Here is a 13381-nt window from a genome sequence, read left to right on the forward strand (position 1 = left end):
CAGACATCGAATATAAATTATTTATATTATTATGTTACTTTTATTGGTAGACAATATTCATTTGATCATGCACTCAGCCCTGAAACAATACCTGGCAGGACGAATAACATTATCCCCGGCGCATGAAGCGCTGGTAGAACAATGTTTTGCAGCAAGATCCACAGGAAGAAATGAAATAGTCTTGCCTGCAGGAGCTATTGCAAAACACCTGTTCTTCGTCATCAAAGGCTGTTTGCGTGTTTTTCTGACCAATGAAGAGGGAGGAGAGTCTACGCGGTTCCTGATTTTCGAAGGACAAATGGGGACGGCTTTCCCCAGTTTTGTGCAAAGGGAACCCTCTGTAGCGGCTATTCAAAGTCCGGAACCCTCGGAGCTGCTTATGCTGAAATATGAAGACCGTGAGTTGCTTTTTAACACGATTCCCGGTTGGGAAAGGATGGAACGTCTCGAAGTGGAAAAAGCATACGTCAACGCTATCCGAAGGATTGAAGGGCTGATAACCGCTGATTCCAGGGAACGATACCGCCTGTTGATGCAGGATCATCCAGAAATGATCAAACGGCTGCCTTCCCGTATGATTGCAGATTACCTGGGAATAAGTCCGGAAACTTTAAGCCGTCTGAAGACGAAAAAGTGATATTGTATAGGTAAGGAGGATCAATAAACCGGCAGCAATCAAACTTACGATTCCCAGCCAATCTCCGTACCTGGTGTAGAACGTATCTACCGTATGCAGTGAAACCACTCCAACTAAAGCTGCTGATTGCCGGTGCGCACTACTGAATTCACTGCTCACGCTGCCATAACAATCATTAATCGTCAGTAGCCCGGTTCTGGCTGCTCTTACCTGAGGGATTCCATTTTCAACACTTCTGAGGAGGGCCATACGACAGTGTAACCAGTCATCCACGATAAAGTCCCAGGCGGGTACAAACAAGACCCTGGGAGCTTGTTTCCCATATTCACGGATATACGCCTGGAAATCCAGGTCCTTGCAGATGGCAACAGCTGCGGGTACCTTTTCAAGTTGAAACATTCCGAGGGTCTTTCCTGGTGTGAATTGTTGTTCAAAGCCGGTTACCAGGTGCCTTTTGTTGTAGTCGCTTAGTAAATGTCCTTTATTGTCTACAACAAGCGCTGAATTATACGCAATATCTTCCCTGAGGTTGGTGTAACCAGTGATGAGGTAAATATGATTCCTGGCAGCAGCAGCCTGTATCTGCTGCATCATTTCTTTTTCTGAGTGCTTATCTATACTCAGGACACGTTCGGGTAATAAGACCACCTGTACTCCCTGCTGTGCTAAACTGTCAATTTGATACAGATAAAGGGCGGTAGCAATACTATCTTTAGCAGCATCCGGTTCGCCGGAAGTATTATGTAATCCCTCTGGGATGGTCGCCATTCCTATCTTTATTGTACCAGCAGCAGCCGTATGCGCTGGCCGCAGATAACCGAATGCCAAAGTACCGATGACCAATGGAAGACATACCACTGATAGATATAAAAGTGCGGTTTTGTTCTTCGCATAATAGTATGCAAATGCAATATAGGAGGGGATCAGTGTGATGATAAACGTAATAGCCAATATCCCGCCGATAGCTGCTACCTGTATGATGGGAAGAAAGTTCATCTGGGAATAGGCAATACTGGCAGCGGTGCCGTCAGCAGAAAACCTGAAAAGCAGGTATTCAAATGCCGTAAAGTATAACGGAAATGCGAATACGGCATACCATGCCTTTGATCGCATGGCTGTTGACCGACTCAATATAATAATCCCGGCAAAGATCAGTGCGGTGATTAGCAACATGGTAAGCGCCGGTACCAGGGTTGCTACTCTGATAAGGTAGGTTAGCCAGCTTAGTCTGCCGATCGCATATGCAAGAAATGCGGCGCCAAAAGCAACTTTCCGGTTATGTACCAATGAAAGGCTGATGATAGGGATGGGAGCAATCCAGACGAGATACCAATAGTCTCCGGTTAATCCGTTCCCGACATAAAAGCATACTCCTGATAACAGGATAGAGAGGAAAACTGAAAATCTGGATGTAAAGGCGGTAGCTGACATATTCATTTCTATCTGTCATAAAGATAGAATATTAGCTGGGGAGGCAGGCTTGACAAATATCAAGAAATGCCGGAGATAAGATTCTGTATAATAGCAACGTTTCAAATCCGTTAAATCATTCCTGTATGACCCTTTATGGAGTCGTTCATAAACTCCGGCAGTCCGCGTTATATAACGGGAACTGCCGGAGCCGTATAGTGCATTAGAATCCCGGTGCGCCGATCTGGGTTTGTCCGACAGGCGTCTGGAATTTTCTGTTACCAGCGCCTGCGGCAGCCATTGTAGGATACCTTTTGTTTTTATAGACACCGTCGCCTTCTTTCAGCGTAGCGCCTTGTTCGATGTAGATATAATTCTTGTCGTAAATAGTCGATTCACCCTTCCTGGGTGCAATCAGTACATTCCCATATATGAACTGAGCAGCTTTCATACCGGTATAGCCATTGAGACGGACGTTATTCCCTCTCGTATTGGCAATGGTATTATAACCGATCCATACGATCGCATTTGCGCTGCCGCGCACACTGATGCCATCAGATTCATTGTTCATAAATAGGTTATTGTATATAAAGTGAGAGGAGCCTTTTTCTCCTGATCCATAGAACTGACAGAGTTCTCCCCATCCGTCATGTACGTAATTATTGTGGGTTTTCGTATTGGTAGCTCGTCCACCTATCAGTATTCCGCCATTATGTGAAGCGTTTTGCTGCGTAGCCCAGTGGTATACTTCATTATCATAGATCTCTAACTGGTTAATAGCCGCTGTCTGAATACCATCCAGACCAGTCTCGTGTACTTTACAGTTATAGATCTTTACATTATTCCACATAGCAGGTTGTACGTATTCATGTCCGGTTGCTCCACTACCAGGAGCGCCATAATAGGGTACATTAGCGGTCAGATCCCAGTAAGTAGCTGTATGTCCTACGTACATGCCTTCATTTTTAGTATTCATGATATCGATGTCATGTATGGACAGGTTCTGCATGATCAGGTTAGGATGTACGGTACCCCGATCGCCTTTTACAGGATCTGTTTTCGCAACGATACCGTTGCCGCCGTTCATAATGGAAAGATTGCAGATCTCGATATTATCCGATTTATTACCAATCTGTAAATCATAATAGGCTTCCCGGGCAGCTTGTGTAGAACCGCTGATAATAAAGGATTGCTGCCCCGATTGCCCACCTAATTTGATATAATGGCAATTCCATAATACGCACGCAACTGGTTGTCCGCCACCATTCCAGGATGGGTTACCAATACTAACGACAGAATCCTTCAGGTTTTGTATGATAATAGGGGCTTTTGCATTACCATTCAGGTTGGAGATCAGAACGGCTTTAAATTGTCCTGCCAGATTCAGCACATCTCCTGGTTGATAAGTATTAATGGCGTTATCTATTACCAGACGGCCGTCTGCATCCGGGAGCAGTGTGAATTGTCGTCCTGTAGCGGATACTTTGGCGGTAGCGAGATTGTCCGGTGTATCCAGGGACTCTATCAGGGTATCTTCTTTCCGGCAACTGGATGCACAGAACAGGAGGGTCGCTACAATCATTGATTGTAGAACAGAGGTGATCGGTTTCATCAGTTTCGCTTTTAGGGTATGGTTAAAAACATATAGCGCGTACTTACACATACGGTAGGCGCATGTCTAAACAATAAATAAGGTTTGATAAAAGCAAAGCTTAATATTTACAAACAATCTATATCAGTAAGTATCGGTCTGTTTAATATGCAGGTCATTTTGTCCTGAAAGATGCGGTACAAATTAGATGCCATTCCTGTCTGCAATACACATAATTTTACCGGCTAATGTTAAAGAAATATATCTTTACGGCTATTGAGCAATAAAACAAATTCTAAACAGAGCCAAACATGAGGAAATTATTACTGCTGCTGCTTGCACTGGCGCCTTTTACTATCCTGTCCGCACAAAATAAACGTGCGATCAAACACAATCAGTCTTTATCGGTGGCTTATCTGGCGATTAAAGATGGACTGGTAAAGAACGACTCTATTGCTGTGAAAAAAGCAGCTATTGCAATGACTGCTGCACTGGAGGAATTCAAACCCGCCGGTATGAAGGCGTATTCACAGCAGACTTTTGATGCAACCAAGACCAGATTACTGGCAGATGTGACCAGCATGGCCGGTACACAGAACGTGAACAAACAAAGAAAATATTTTGCTGGTTGCTCCGAGGCTTTCTGGCAACTGACAGGTATCATTCCGATGTATAAGTCAACATTTTATTATCAGCAATGTCCGATGACAGGTGTTACCTGGGTAAGCAACACAGATGAAATCAAAAATCCGTATTATCCTAAGAATATGCTGACCTGCGGGAAGGTTATCGGGGAACATACGGTTTCGTTGTAAACAACGGTAAGTGATTATAACCAGATGGAAGCATGTCCGCAGATTTCTCCTGCGGACATGCTTTTTTAATGTCCGGGGATGGTATTTTTATTTATGTACCGGACAAGACATTATGATTATGTTAGCATTATTAATAAAAAAGGATACCTATCTTTATGGAGATGATACGGACAATCCTTTTTACCGCAATTTTGCTGTCGGCTATGGGCGTAAAGGCACAGGTGCCTGCGACTGTTGGTGCGCAGGATAGCACGCAATCTTTCTTCAGACGCCCTTCTCATAATACGGACAGCAGCTTCCAGAAGAAATGGTATGTGACAAAATATGCAGGTTTGTCCACAGGATTTATTGGTTTTAAGGGAGGAGGAGGATCATATCTGTCCGCCCCCCTGGCATTACAGCTGAATAAGCCACTGACCAATAATATAACCGCTTTCGCGAACGTATCAGCAGCCCCTTATCTTTTTAATTTCAACACTGTTACGCGGCAAACGGGTCTTTCCAAGACCAATAACTTCATGCAGGTCAGGAAGTTGGGCGCTAACGCCGCCGCTTCAGTAGGTGTAATGTACACGAATGACCAGAAGACGTTCTCTATTTCCGGAAGTATCGGCGTCAGCAGAGGCAGCTATAATGGCTATTCGCCTTTCTACGCACCGGCTACTTTCCCGGTGATGGGAAATGGTCTGCAATAGTGACTCCCGGTATCACTCCACACGGATATTTCACACCCATCAGTAATTTTTATCGTGTTAAAGGCCAGGTACCCCAATTGCCTGCTGCTTTTCCTTTGAGGAATATGGCTTGATTTTCAGTAAATTACTACTGTAAAATGCATCCATTAATCTTCAAAGGCTAAGTTATGAAAGGTAGATCTTTAAAGCAGGACAAATGGCCTGTATTGAAATTTGACGACTTGAAAGGTACATTGGCAGCCGTACATCTGTGGACACAGGTCGTAGGGAAGATCCGTCTCAGGAAGATGCCCTGGTTAAATCACTCCTGGCACGTAACCCTGTATGTTACTGCCAATGGATTGAGTTCCGGCAGTATGCCTTATGAACATGGAATTTTTCAGATGGATTTTGATTTTCACCGACACCAGCTGGTGATTACGGCAAGCACAGGCGGAAGAGATACGGTAGACCTGGCCCCCGGAACAGTGGCTGGCTTTTATAATGCCGTTATCACAAAATTGAAAGCCCTGGATATCCACACCGCTATATATACAACCCCCAGCGAACTGGAAGGCGCTATTCCTTTTGAGGAGGATCATGCACAGCGCCCATATGATCCGCAACAAATGGAAGATTACTGGCAGGCCCTTGTAAGAGTGCATAATGTATTGACACGGTTCAGGTCCGGATTTACAGGCAAAAACAGCCCGGTTCATTTCTTCTGGGGTGCTTTTGATCTGGCGGTTACCCGCTTTTCCGGCAGAGATGCCCCTTTGCACCAGGGATCTGCTCCTAACATGCCGGCAGCGGTTATGCAGGAATCTTATTCAAAGGAAGTAAGCTCCTGCGGATTCTGGCCAGGCAGTGAACAATATCCACACGTTGCTTTCTATTCTTATTGTTATCCGGGGAATGAGGCTTTTGGTCAGCAGCCTGTTCAGCCTGAAGCCGCTTTTTATAGTAATGAAATGGGAGAGTACCTGCTGCATTATGAGGCGGTACAACAGGCAGATAATCCTGAAGAGACATTACTGGCTTTTCTGCAATCCACTTATGAGGCATGCGCCAATACCGCGCATTGGGATCGTACATCACTGGAATGTGATCTGTCCCACCTGGAGAATGAATACGGATGTTATAAACAGCGATGAGTATTTATAACCCGGCTGTAACTTTTTATTTTACACCACGTTTAACAGGTAGTAATTCCCAGTGCCTGTAACGACTGGTAGCTGTAGTCCGGGGACAATAAATACCTATTTCTTTATTCATCTTAAAGACACAAGAATGAAGCTGTCAAAATCTCTTATCAGCGCGATTCTGATCGGTATCGCTATTCAGACAACTGTGGTTTCCTGCGGGAAAGACGAACAGCCAAAACCCAAAGAAAAGCCCAAACAAAGTCAACCGCTGGACGCTTGTCCTGCTTGTGGTATGGGTTGATAACTAATCAGACATTTACGCTGTAATTTCAAAAGGGTGCCAAAAGTTTTATCGGCTGTTGCCTGTAATCTGGATGCAAACATCCTCGCTGCTTGTTTGCCTTTAATGGAAGAATCCAGAATAGAAGCCATAGAGTGGTCGTTCGATGCATTATATAAGGTGAAAGAAGTACCTGATTGGTTTCGGGAACTGCTGACAGCCTTTAGTGATGAAAACCGTTTGATCGGTCATGGTGTTTTCTTTTCTCTCTTTTCAGGCAAATGGTTACCTGAACAGGAGAACTGGCTAAAACATTTATCACAGACCGCCGATGCTTTTCAGTTTGATCATATTACGGAGCACTTCGGGTTCATGACCGGTAAGGATTTTCATCAGGGTGCTCCGCTGAATATTCCATATACTGCCATTACACTCAATATTGGCAGAGACAGACTGAAACGCATATACGAGGCTTGTAAAAGGCCCGTTGGACTTGAAAATCTGGCATTCTCCTATTCACTGGATGAAGTAAAACGACATGGCGCCTTTTTGGAACAGCTACTGGAACCGGTCAACGGTTTTATTATTCTGGATCTGCATAACCTATACTGTCAGCTGCGGAATTTTGATGTCACATTTGAAGAAATGATCGCTTTGTATCCATTGGATAGGGTGAGAGAAATACACATCTCGGGTGGCAGCTGGGAAGATTCTGTAGCTACCCCCTCCCGTAGTATAAGAAGGGATACACATGATGATGCGGTTCCCACAGAAGTGTTTCAGCTGCTTGAAATGACCATTCCACGATGTCCGCAGCTTAAATATGTGGTATTGGAACAATTAGGTAATGGACTGGAAACTGAGACAAGCAGACAATACTTTTATAATGATTTCCTCCGGATGCAGGAGATCATTCAGCAGCATAACGATCAGGCAGATGATACTTCGACAGATCCTTTTTTGCCTTTAATACCTTTTTCAACTGACGCTGTTGTTGAAGACATGATGCTGTATCAGCAACAGCTGGAACTGTCTGCCATATTCGAATCATCTGCATCTTATGGAGAGGCGATGCAGTCACTTTCAACATCATCACTGGCCAATTCAGACTGGAGAATAGAACAATGGGAACCACATATGATTGAAACCGCTGTTAAGATTGCACAGAAGTGGATGAAATAAAATAAGGAAGGTGACGGTAGCTTGAGGTTATTATGGACAAAGTTGGCTGGTAGCCTCTTTCCATTTAGATACAATTAGTGCACCTATCTGTAGCGTACAACTTAAAGCGTTAGCTGAAATAATAAACGCCCACTTGTTCGTGTAAGTGTATATGGACGCTCTTCAAGCACGGGATCAGTTACGATGATATAATAAGGCTTACAAGGATTGTCAGCTTTTTCTTCCTTGTTTGTGTAAGACAAGGTCGTCGTACCCACAGTAGGAATCGTTATCTTATATTTGAACGCTCCTTTTCGGGTATCAGTAATAAGAAATGCCAATGATCCATACCGGGGCGAGCCAGCATCCTTTATAACCCCAAACGGCACCGCAGTGCTACTTTCAAGCTCCTGCGTGACGGTGATGGCTGCTTCATCGATATCTCCGGATAAAAGTATGTTTTCTCCCGTTTGTCCATCTATCAGGACCATATTGACCTGTGTAGGTGCTTTTTCACTTATTAAGTCTTCGCAGGGATTAGGTGCTTTTGTTTTCCTGCATCCTGTGCTAATACTTGCGATAGCCAGTAGTATCAGTGGCAGATAATAAAATTGCTTAGTAAGAATATAGTTTAGTCGTGTCTTTTTCATAAGGGATTTATTTTTTGAAGGGTAAGGTGCCAATCATCTATCGCTGCCATGCTTTATTGAACTTTTCAGTTTCTTCTGCTGATGGGTTTGTAATTCCAAGCACTTCTCCGGTGCCATTGTTCGATATATAAAATTTCAGGGGACTGAGCTGTCTGGTGCTTTCCTCAATAGCTTCATAATATAAATTACCGTTTTTTATACGCCGGTCAAACTTGAAAAAGGACGCATATTGTCCGAGTCCAAGCCGGTATACAGTGCCGGTATCCAGTACGATACTATTAGCCGCAGTAACAAGCTGATAAGTGTAACTGCTAATACCCTTACTAACTTCGGGTAACCTGGATGCAATGGGAGTACTTGGTTTTTTGCAGGCAACAACAAGTGGTAATAATAGGTAGTAAAGGAAATGCGTCTTCATACATGAATGTACTCAAATTATTTCTAAAGAAGAAGTGAAATCCGGTATTTCACTCAAGGTAAATAAAGACAATATAATGAAGACTATGTCTATATTTGAAGATAAGTACAAAAGACAGCAACAGGGAACAATGAGCAACCCCGGACAGTACGCAAACAGTTGAAAGATGGCTAATCAGGAGAGACAATCAAAGGAATACACATTTGAACCAGTTAAGGGCTATCCGATGTTACATTGGAAAGGCAGGCGTCCTTTTAATATTACCCGGTATTATCCTGCCCAATTGAAAGATGTCTATGGAAAAGAGGTGAAGAGATGGATGAATAAGATATTCTGGGGGGATAATTTACAGGTGATGAGTCATCTGCTAAAAGACTATAAAGGACAAATTGACTTCATTTATATCGATCCTCCTTACGACAGCAAAGCTGATTACAGAAAGAAGATAAAATTACGGGGAAAAGAAGTCATTAATAATGCGATATCGTTTGAGGAAAAGCAGTATACCGATATATGGTCTAATGACGAGTATCTGCAATTTATGTATGAGCGGCTTATGCTGATCAGAGAGCTGCTGTCGGATAAAGGATCCATTATTTTACAATGCGACTGGCATAAAGTGCATCACCTGAGATGTATCATGGATGAGATCTTCGGCCCCGACAATTGCATCAATGAAATCATCTGGCATTATAAGACCTTTCAGGGACAGACAAAGAAGTATTTCGCCCGAAAACATGATAACCTGTTGTTTTATAAAAAAGGATCGGACTTTATTTATAATAAATTGTATGATACCTCACTGGAGAATACCATTGATGCTGTCAGATGGGCTGACTATATCGATGAAAACGGCAGGATTTATGGAAAAAAAATGCCGTTACAGGACAGCCGCTTCATCAGGTATCTGAATAAATGGAAACGGGCGTATAAAAGAGAACCAGAGGCAGATGATGTTATTTATGAAGCAAAAGGTCAACCGCTCGACTCTGTATGGGACATGAAAGGGCTTGATCCTAAATCGGAAGAAAAGTTAGGCTATCCTACACAAAAGCCGGAAGATCTGATGGAAAGAATAATCCTGGCAACGACAAACCGCGGATCGATTGTTTTTGATTGTTTTATGGGCTCCGGCACTGTACAGGCAGTTGCCATGAAAACCGGGAGAAAGTTTATTGGCGCTGATATCAATTTAGGGGCGGTACAGACGACCACGAAGCGTCTGTTGCATGTTGCCGCAGAACTGAATAAACGGAAGGAAAAAATAACCCGGTATACTGGATTCCAGGTGTATAACGTTAACCATTTTGATGTATTCCGGAACCCACTGGAGGCAAAGGAGATATTAATAAAAGCACTTGAAATAAAACCCTTTCCCAATAACAACGTCTATGATGGCAAGAAAGATGGGAGAATGGTCAGCATTATGCCGATTAACAGAATAACTACCCTTGCTGATCTGAATGAATTAATAGCCAATTTTGACTACAAGGCGTTTGAGAAATTAAAAAGCAAACATCCCCGAAAACCTGTACTTCGTCTTCTGTTAATCTGTATGGGACATGAACCCGACTTAGCAATACATTTACAAAGTACTGTTCCCTATAAATTGGATATTGAAGTAGTAGATATTTTAAAAGATAAAACTACACTTGAATTGAAACGGGATGCAGAAGCCACGATAGCTATTGAAGATGCGAAGGTTATTATACAGGCGTTTTACCCGATCAATCTTTTGCAGAAACTATCTCTTCAGCGGGAGAATGTTGGTGACTGGAAAGAATTGGTGGATAGTGTTATGATCGATTATAACTATGATGGCGCTGTATTCAAACCTAAAGTAGTAGATGTGCCGGAGCGTCATCGTCTGGTAGAGGGCGTGTATCCTATTCCGAAAAATGCAGGTGTTATCCATATTAAAATTACAGACCTCTTATCTGAAGTATTTGAGCAGACTGTCAGAAATGGCTAATCGCTTTTTTCCGCATTAGATAAATTCTTTTCCCATTTCGATTATTTATTCGCGCGCATCGTGATAAACTTTGCAGCCAAATAATCCATGATGACAGTACCTCTAAACAAATACCTGCTATTTGTAGTAGCAATGCTATGCTTATTTCTTAACGTAAACGCTGCTGATGCACCGAAAGGTAGCATTAAAGGCAAGGTCATTACCAGTGATGGCAATGCAGCGCCTTCGGTAACGGTTGTGCTGAAAGAGACGAAGAAACATGCCATCACCAATGAGAATGGCGAATTTATATTACGTGATGTGCCAGCCGGTACGTATGAATTGGTTGTATCGCTGATTGGCTTTACTACACTTACGCAATCTGTTACGGTAGCAGCGGACAAACAGATCGATGTGACTTTCCAGCTGGCTGTTTCAGACAAACAGTTACAGGAAGTAGAGATCACCGCAAACTCTAATAAATTTGCAAAAAAAGAAACCTATAATGTTTCCCGCTTGCCTATCAGCAATCTCGAAAATCCACAGGTATACAGCGTTATTACCAAGGAGCTGATGGGAGAGCAGATTGTAACAGACTACCGTGATGCGGTTAAAAATGCGGCCGGAGTGAATACCCTTGAGCAGGTGTCTAATGGACGTAGTTCTACTATTATCCGCGGATTCCGTACGCCTAACTATTTACGTAACGGACTGGTCGCAAATCAGCTGACAACGATCGATGTTTCCAACGTAGAACGTATTGAAGTGATTAAAGGCCCATCAGGTACACTGTTCGGTTCAGGTGCTGTATCTTATGGCGGCGTGGTGAACAGGGTGACAAAACGTCCTTTTGACGTATTTAAGACGGACGTAACCTATACTGGTGGTAGCTTTAGCCTCAGCAGACTGAGTGTTGACATGAATGCGCCACTGGATAAAGACAAGAAAACCCTGCTGCGTGTAAATGCAGCCCGTCATTCACAGGAAGGTTTCCAGGAAAATGGATTTTCGCGCAATTACTTTTTTGCACCTACCTTGTCTTATCAGGTGAATGATAAAATGTCTTTCCTGATAGATGCAGAGGTATACCGCAATTTCGGTACCAGCATTGGTATGGGTGTTACGCCTAACCCGGCTGCTTTGCCAAAGCAAAAAAGCATGAAAGATCTGTTACCATACTATTTCCGTACCTTCAGCAGTGACGATCTTACTTCAACCTTCCCTGGTTACAATTTCTACGGCGCCATGAATTATAAATTCAACAGCAGGTGGAGTTCTTCTACCTCTTTTAACTATGGTGGTATAGATGCAAAGAATCAACTGCAGTTTACACCTACAATGCTCAATGACACGCTTATGAGCAGGCAGGTACAGAAGTATAACCATCATTACTATGCTGTACAGGTGATGCAAAACATCAATGGTGAATTTAACATAGGACGCTTCCGGAATCGTATGGTAATTGGTATTGATTACCTCGCGGATGTTACGAAACCTACCTATATTCAACGTTTCCTGTATGATTCAATAAATTATACCAAACCTGCAACGCCATTCATTACGATAGAGAAAGTAAATCAGCGTTTGGCGCAGTTGCCATTGACTTCCGCTACTACCAGCAAGACATTACGTTATGGTGCCTATGCATCTGATGTAGTAAATATCACGGAGCAGTTAATGGTCATGTTAAGTTTGCGTCTGGACAGGATAGAATCAAAAGGTAGTACAAACCTGCTGACAGGTGTCACAACCGGTGCATACGATAAAACTGCCTTGTCTCCGAAGTTGGGTATCGTATATCAGGTTATCAAAGACCAGCTGTCTGTTTTTGGTAATTACCTGAATGGTTTTAACTATTCCTCCAGTCTGGATATCAACGGAAATGTATTCAAACCGGAGATGGCGAATCAGCTGGAAGGTGGTGTAAAACTTGAGATGCTGAACAAGCGTATTACGGCAACTGCCACTTATTATGATATTGAAGTATCCGAAAAACTGCGTACTGATCCTAATGACAACCGTTACCTGGTACAGGATGGTACACAGCGTAGTAAAGGTTTTGAAGCTGAGCTTATCGCTAACCCGCTTGACGGATTGAATATCGTGGCAGGTTATGGCTACAACGATAGCAAGTACACAAAGTCGGATAAAACGATAGAAGGTAAAACGCCGGCACGGGCACCAAAGAATATGATCAATGCCTGGATCAGTTATCGCGTGACGAACGGCCCTGTAAGAGGTCTCGGATTGGGTTTTGGAGGCAACTATAACAGTGATAACTATTATAATGACCAGAATACTTTTACCAATCCTGCCTTTACGGTGTTAAATACAAGTATCTTCTATGATCAGCCCCGTTACAGACTGGGTATCAAAGTGGATAACCTGGGAGACGAGCGTTATTGGGGGCCCTATGGTAATCCTCAACCACCGCGATCTATTGCAGGTAGCGCCACTTTAAAGTTCTGATGTGATAAGATAGAAAACGCCGGAGATCATCTCCGGCGTTTTTGTTTACTCCCATTTTCCCTAATCTATTACTTGAATTAGTAAATGGATGCTTAGGTGCTCAAGTCGTAATGTATTGATTAATAAGATATGCTGAAATTCTATCACTTTATATATTAAACATATGCCAGGATCTTGCAT

The 13381-nt window shown here is 43.1% G+C and carries 12 protein-coding genes; 8 read left to right on the top strand and 4 right to left on the bottom strand.

The window, feature by feature from the left end:
- Nucleotides 1–31 precede the first annotated feature (31 nt).
- Nucleotides 32–637, top strand: a complete 606-nt coding sequence (locus CPIN_RS12425) for a Crp/Fnr family transcriptional regulator (RefSeq protein WP_083781095.1) — start codon at nucleotides 32–34, stop codon at nucleotides 635–637.
- Here CPIN_RS12425 and CPIN_RS12430 read toward each other — a convergent pair.
- Together CPIN_RS12430 and CPIN_RS12435 are read right to left on the bottom strand one after the other, a co-directional pair.
- Complete coding sequence (locus CPIN_RS12430; protein ID WP_012790150.1) at nucleotides 611–2068, bottom strand: apolipoprotein N-acyltransferase; 1458 nt, start codon at nucleotides 2066–2068, stop codon at nucleotides 611–613. The two genes, CPIN_RS12425 and CPIN_RS12430, sit on opposite strands and share 27 nt — an antisense overlap.
- A gap of 202 nt (nucleotides 2069–2270) precedes the next feature.
- Entirely contained in the window at nucleotides 2271–3659 is a 1389-nt protein-coding gene (locus CPIN_RS12435) for a right-handed parallel beta-helix repeat-containing protein (protein ID WP_012790151.1), read from the bottom strand.
- 290 nt (nucleotides 3660–3949) lie between these two features.
- Between CPIN_RS12435 and CPIN_RS12440 the strand changes: the two genes are divergently transcribed.
- The 5 genes from CPIN_RS12440 (at nucleotide 3950) to CPIN_RS12455 (ending at nucleotide 7734) form a co-directional block, all read left to right on the top strand.
- Complete coding sequence (locus CPIN_RS12440) at nucleotides 3950–4453, top strand: DUF3347 domain-containing protein (RefSeq protein WP_012790152.1); 504 nt, start codon at nucleotides 3950–3952, stop codon at nucleotides 4451–4453.
- Nucleotides 4454–4614: 161 nt separating this feature from the next.
- Nucleotides 4615–5148: a hypothetical protein gene (locus CPIN_RS12445; protein ID WP_148230554.1), complete on the top strand. Its 534-nt coding sequence runs from the start codon at nucleotides 4615–4617 to the stop codon at nucleotides 5146–5148.
- Between the two features lie 167 nt (nucleotides 5149–5315).
- Nucleotides 5316–6281 carry a DUF5996 family protein gene (locus CPIN_RS12450; RefSeq protein WP_012790154.1) on the top strand — a complete coding sequence of 322 codons (966 nt, stop codon included), beginning with the start codon at nucleotides 5316–5318 and terminating at the stop codon, nucleotides 6279–6281.
- A gap of 136 nt (nucleotides 6282–6417) precedes the next feature.
- Nucleotides 6418–6573 carry a chryseobasin-related MNIO class RiPP peptide gene (locus tag CPIN_RS38950; RefSeq protein ID WP_012790155.1) on the top strand — a complete coding sequence of 52 codons (156 nt, stop codon included), beginning with the start codon at nucleotides 6418–6420 and terminating at the stop codon, nucleotides 6571–6573.
- A 36-nt stretch (nucleotides 6574–6609) separates the two neighbouring features.
- Nucleotides 6610–7734, top strand: a complete 1125-nt coding sequence (locus CPIN_RS12455; protein ID WP_044218508.1) for a multinuclear nonheme iron-dependent oxidase — start codon at nucleotides 6610–6612, stop codon at nucleotides 7732–7734.
- Between the two features lie 101 nt (nucleotides 7735–7835).
- Here the strand turns inward: CPIN_RS12455 and CPIN_RS12460 are convergent, their stop codons facing one another.
- Together CPIN_RS12460 and CPIN_RS12465 are read right to left on the bottom strand one after the other, a co-directional pair.
- On the bottom strand, nucleotides 7836–8363 hold the full coding sequence (locus CPIN_RS12460) for a hypothetical protein (protein ID WP_012790157.1): 528 nt from the start codon (nucleotides 8361–8363) through the stop codon (nucleotides 7836–7838).
- Between the two features lie 37 nt (nucleotides 8364–8400).
- Nucleotides 8401–8781 carry a hypothetical protein gene (locus CPIN_RS12465; protein WP_012790158.1) on the bottom strand — a complete coding sequence of 127 codons (381 nt, stop codon included), beginning with the start codon at nucleotides 8779–8781 and terminating at the stop codon, nucleotides 8401–8403.
- A 166-nt stretch (nucleotides 8782–8947) separates the two neighbouring features.
- Here CPIN_RS12465 and CPIN_RS12470 point away from each other — a divergent pair, with 166 nt between their 5' ends.
- Together CPIN_RS12470 and CPIN_RS12475 are read left to right on the top strand one after the other, a co-directional pair.
- Nucleotides 8948–10753: a site-specific DNA-methyltransferase gene (locus tag CPIN_RS12470; protein ID WP_012790159.1), complete on the top strand. Its 1806-nt coding sequence runs from the start codon at nucleotides 8948–8950 to the stop codon at nucleotides 10751–10753.
- Between the two features lie 90 nt (nucleotides 10754–10843).
- Entirely contained in the window at nucleotides 10844–13201 is a 2358-nt protein-coding gene (locus tag CPIN_RS12475; protein ID WP_012790160.1) for a TonB-dependent receptor, read from the top strand.
- Nucleotides 13202–13381: the final 180 nt, after the last annotated feature.

This window comes from Chitinophaga pinensis DSM 2588 (assembly GCF_000024005.1).
Taxonomy (GTDB): Bacteria; Bacteroidota; Bacteroidia; order Chitinophagales; family Chitinophagaceae; genus Chitinophaga; species Chitinophaga pinensis.

Bases quoted from the DNA above. Each gene is read 5' to 3' on its own strand.
- CPIN_RS12425 (WP_083781095.1), top strand. From the start codon at position 32: ATGTTACTTTTATTGGTAGACAATATTCATTTGATCATGCACTCAGCC.
- CPIN_RS12430 (WP_012790150.1), bottom strand. From the start codon at position 2,068: ATGTCAGCTACCGCCTTTACATCCAGATTTTCAGTTTTCCTCTCTATC.
- CPIN_RS12435 (WP_012790151.1), bottom strand. From the start codon at position 3,659: ATGAAACCGATCACCTCTGTTCTACAATCAATGATTGTAGCGACCCTC.
- CPIN_RS12440 (WP_012790152.1), top strand. From the start codon at position 3,950: ATGAGGAAATTATTACTGCTGCTGCTTGCACTGGCGCCTTTTACTATC.
- CPIN_RS12445 (WP_148230554.1), top strand. From the start codon at position 4,615: ATGATACGGACAATCCTTTTTACCGCAATTTTGCTGTCGGCTATGGGC.
- CPIN_RS12450 (WP_012790154.1), top strand. From the start codon at position 5,316: ATGAAAGGTAGATCTTTAAAGCAGGACAAATGGCCTGTATTGAAATTT.
- CPIN_RS38950 (WP_012790155.1), top strand. From the start codon at position 6,418: ATGAAGCTGTCAAAATCTCTTATCAGCGCGATTCTGATCGGTATCGCT.
- CPIN_RS12460 (WP_012790157.1), bottom strand. From the start codon at position 8,363: ATGAAAAAGACACGACTAAACTATATTCTTACTAAGCAATTTTATTAT.
- CPIN_RS12465 (WP_012790158.1), bottom strand. From the start codon at position 8,781: ATGAAGACGCATTTCCTTTACTACCTATTATTACCACTTGTTGTTGCC.
- CPIN_RS12470 (WP_012790159.1), top strand. From the start codon at position 8,948: ATGGCTAATCAGGAGAGACAATCAAAGGAATACACATTTGAACCAGTT.
- CPIN_RS12475 (WP_012790160.1), top strand. From the start codon at position 10,844: ATGACAGTACCTCTAAACAAATACCTGCTATTTGTAGTAGCAATGCTA.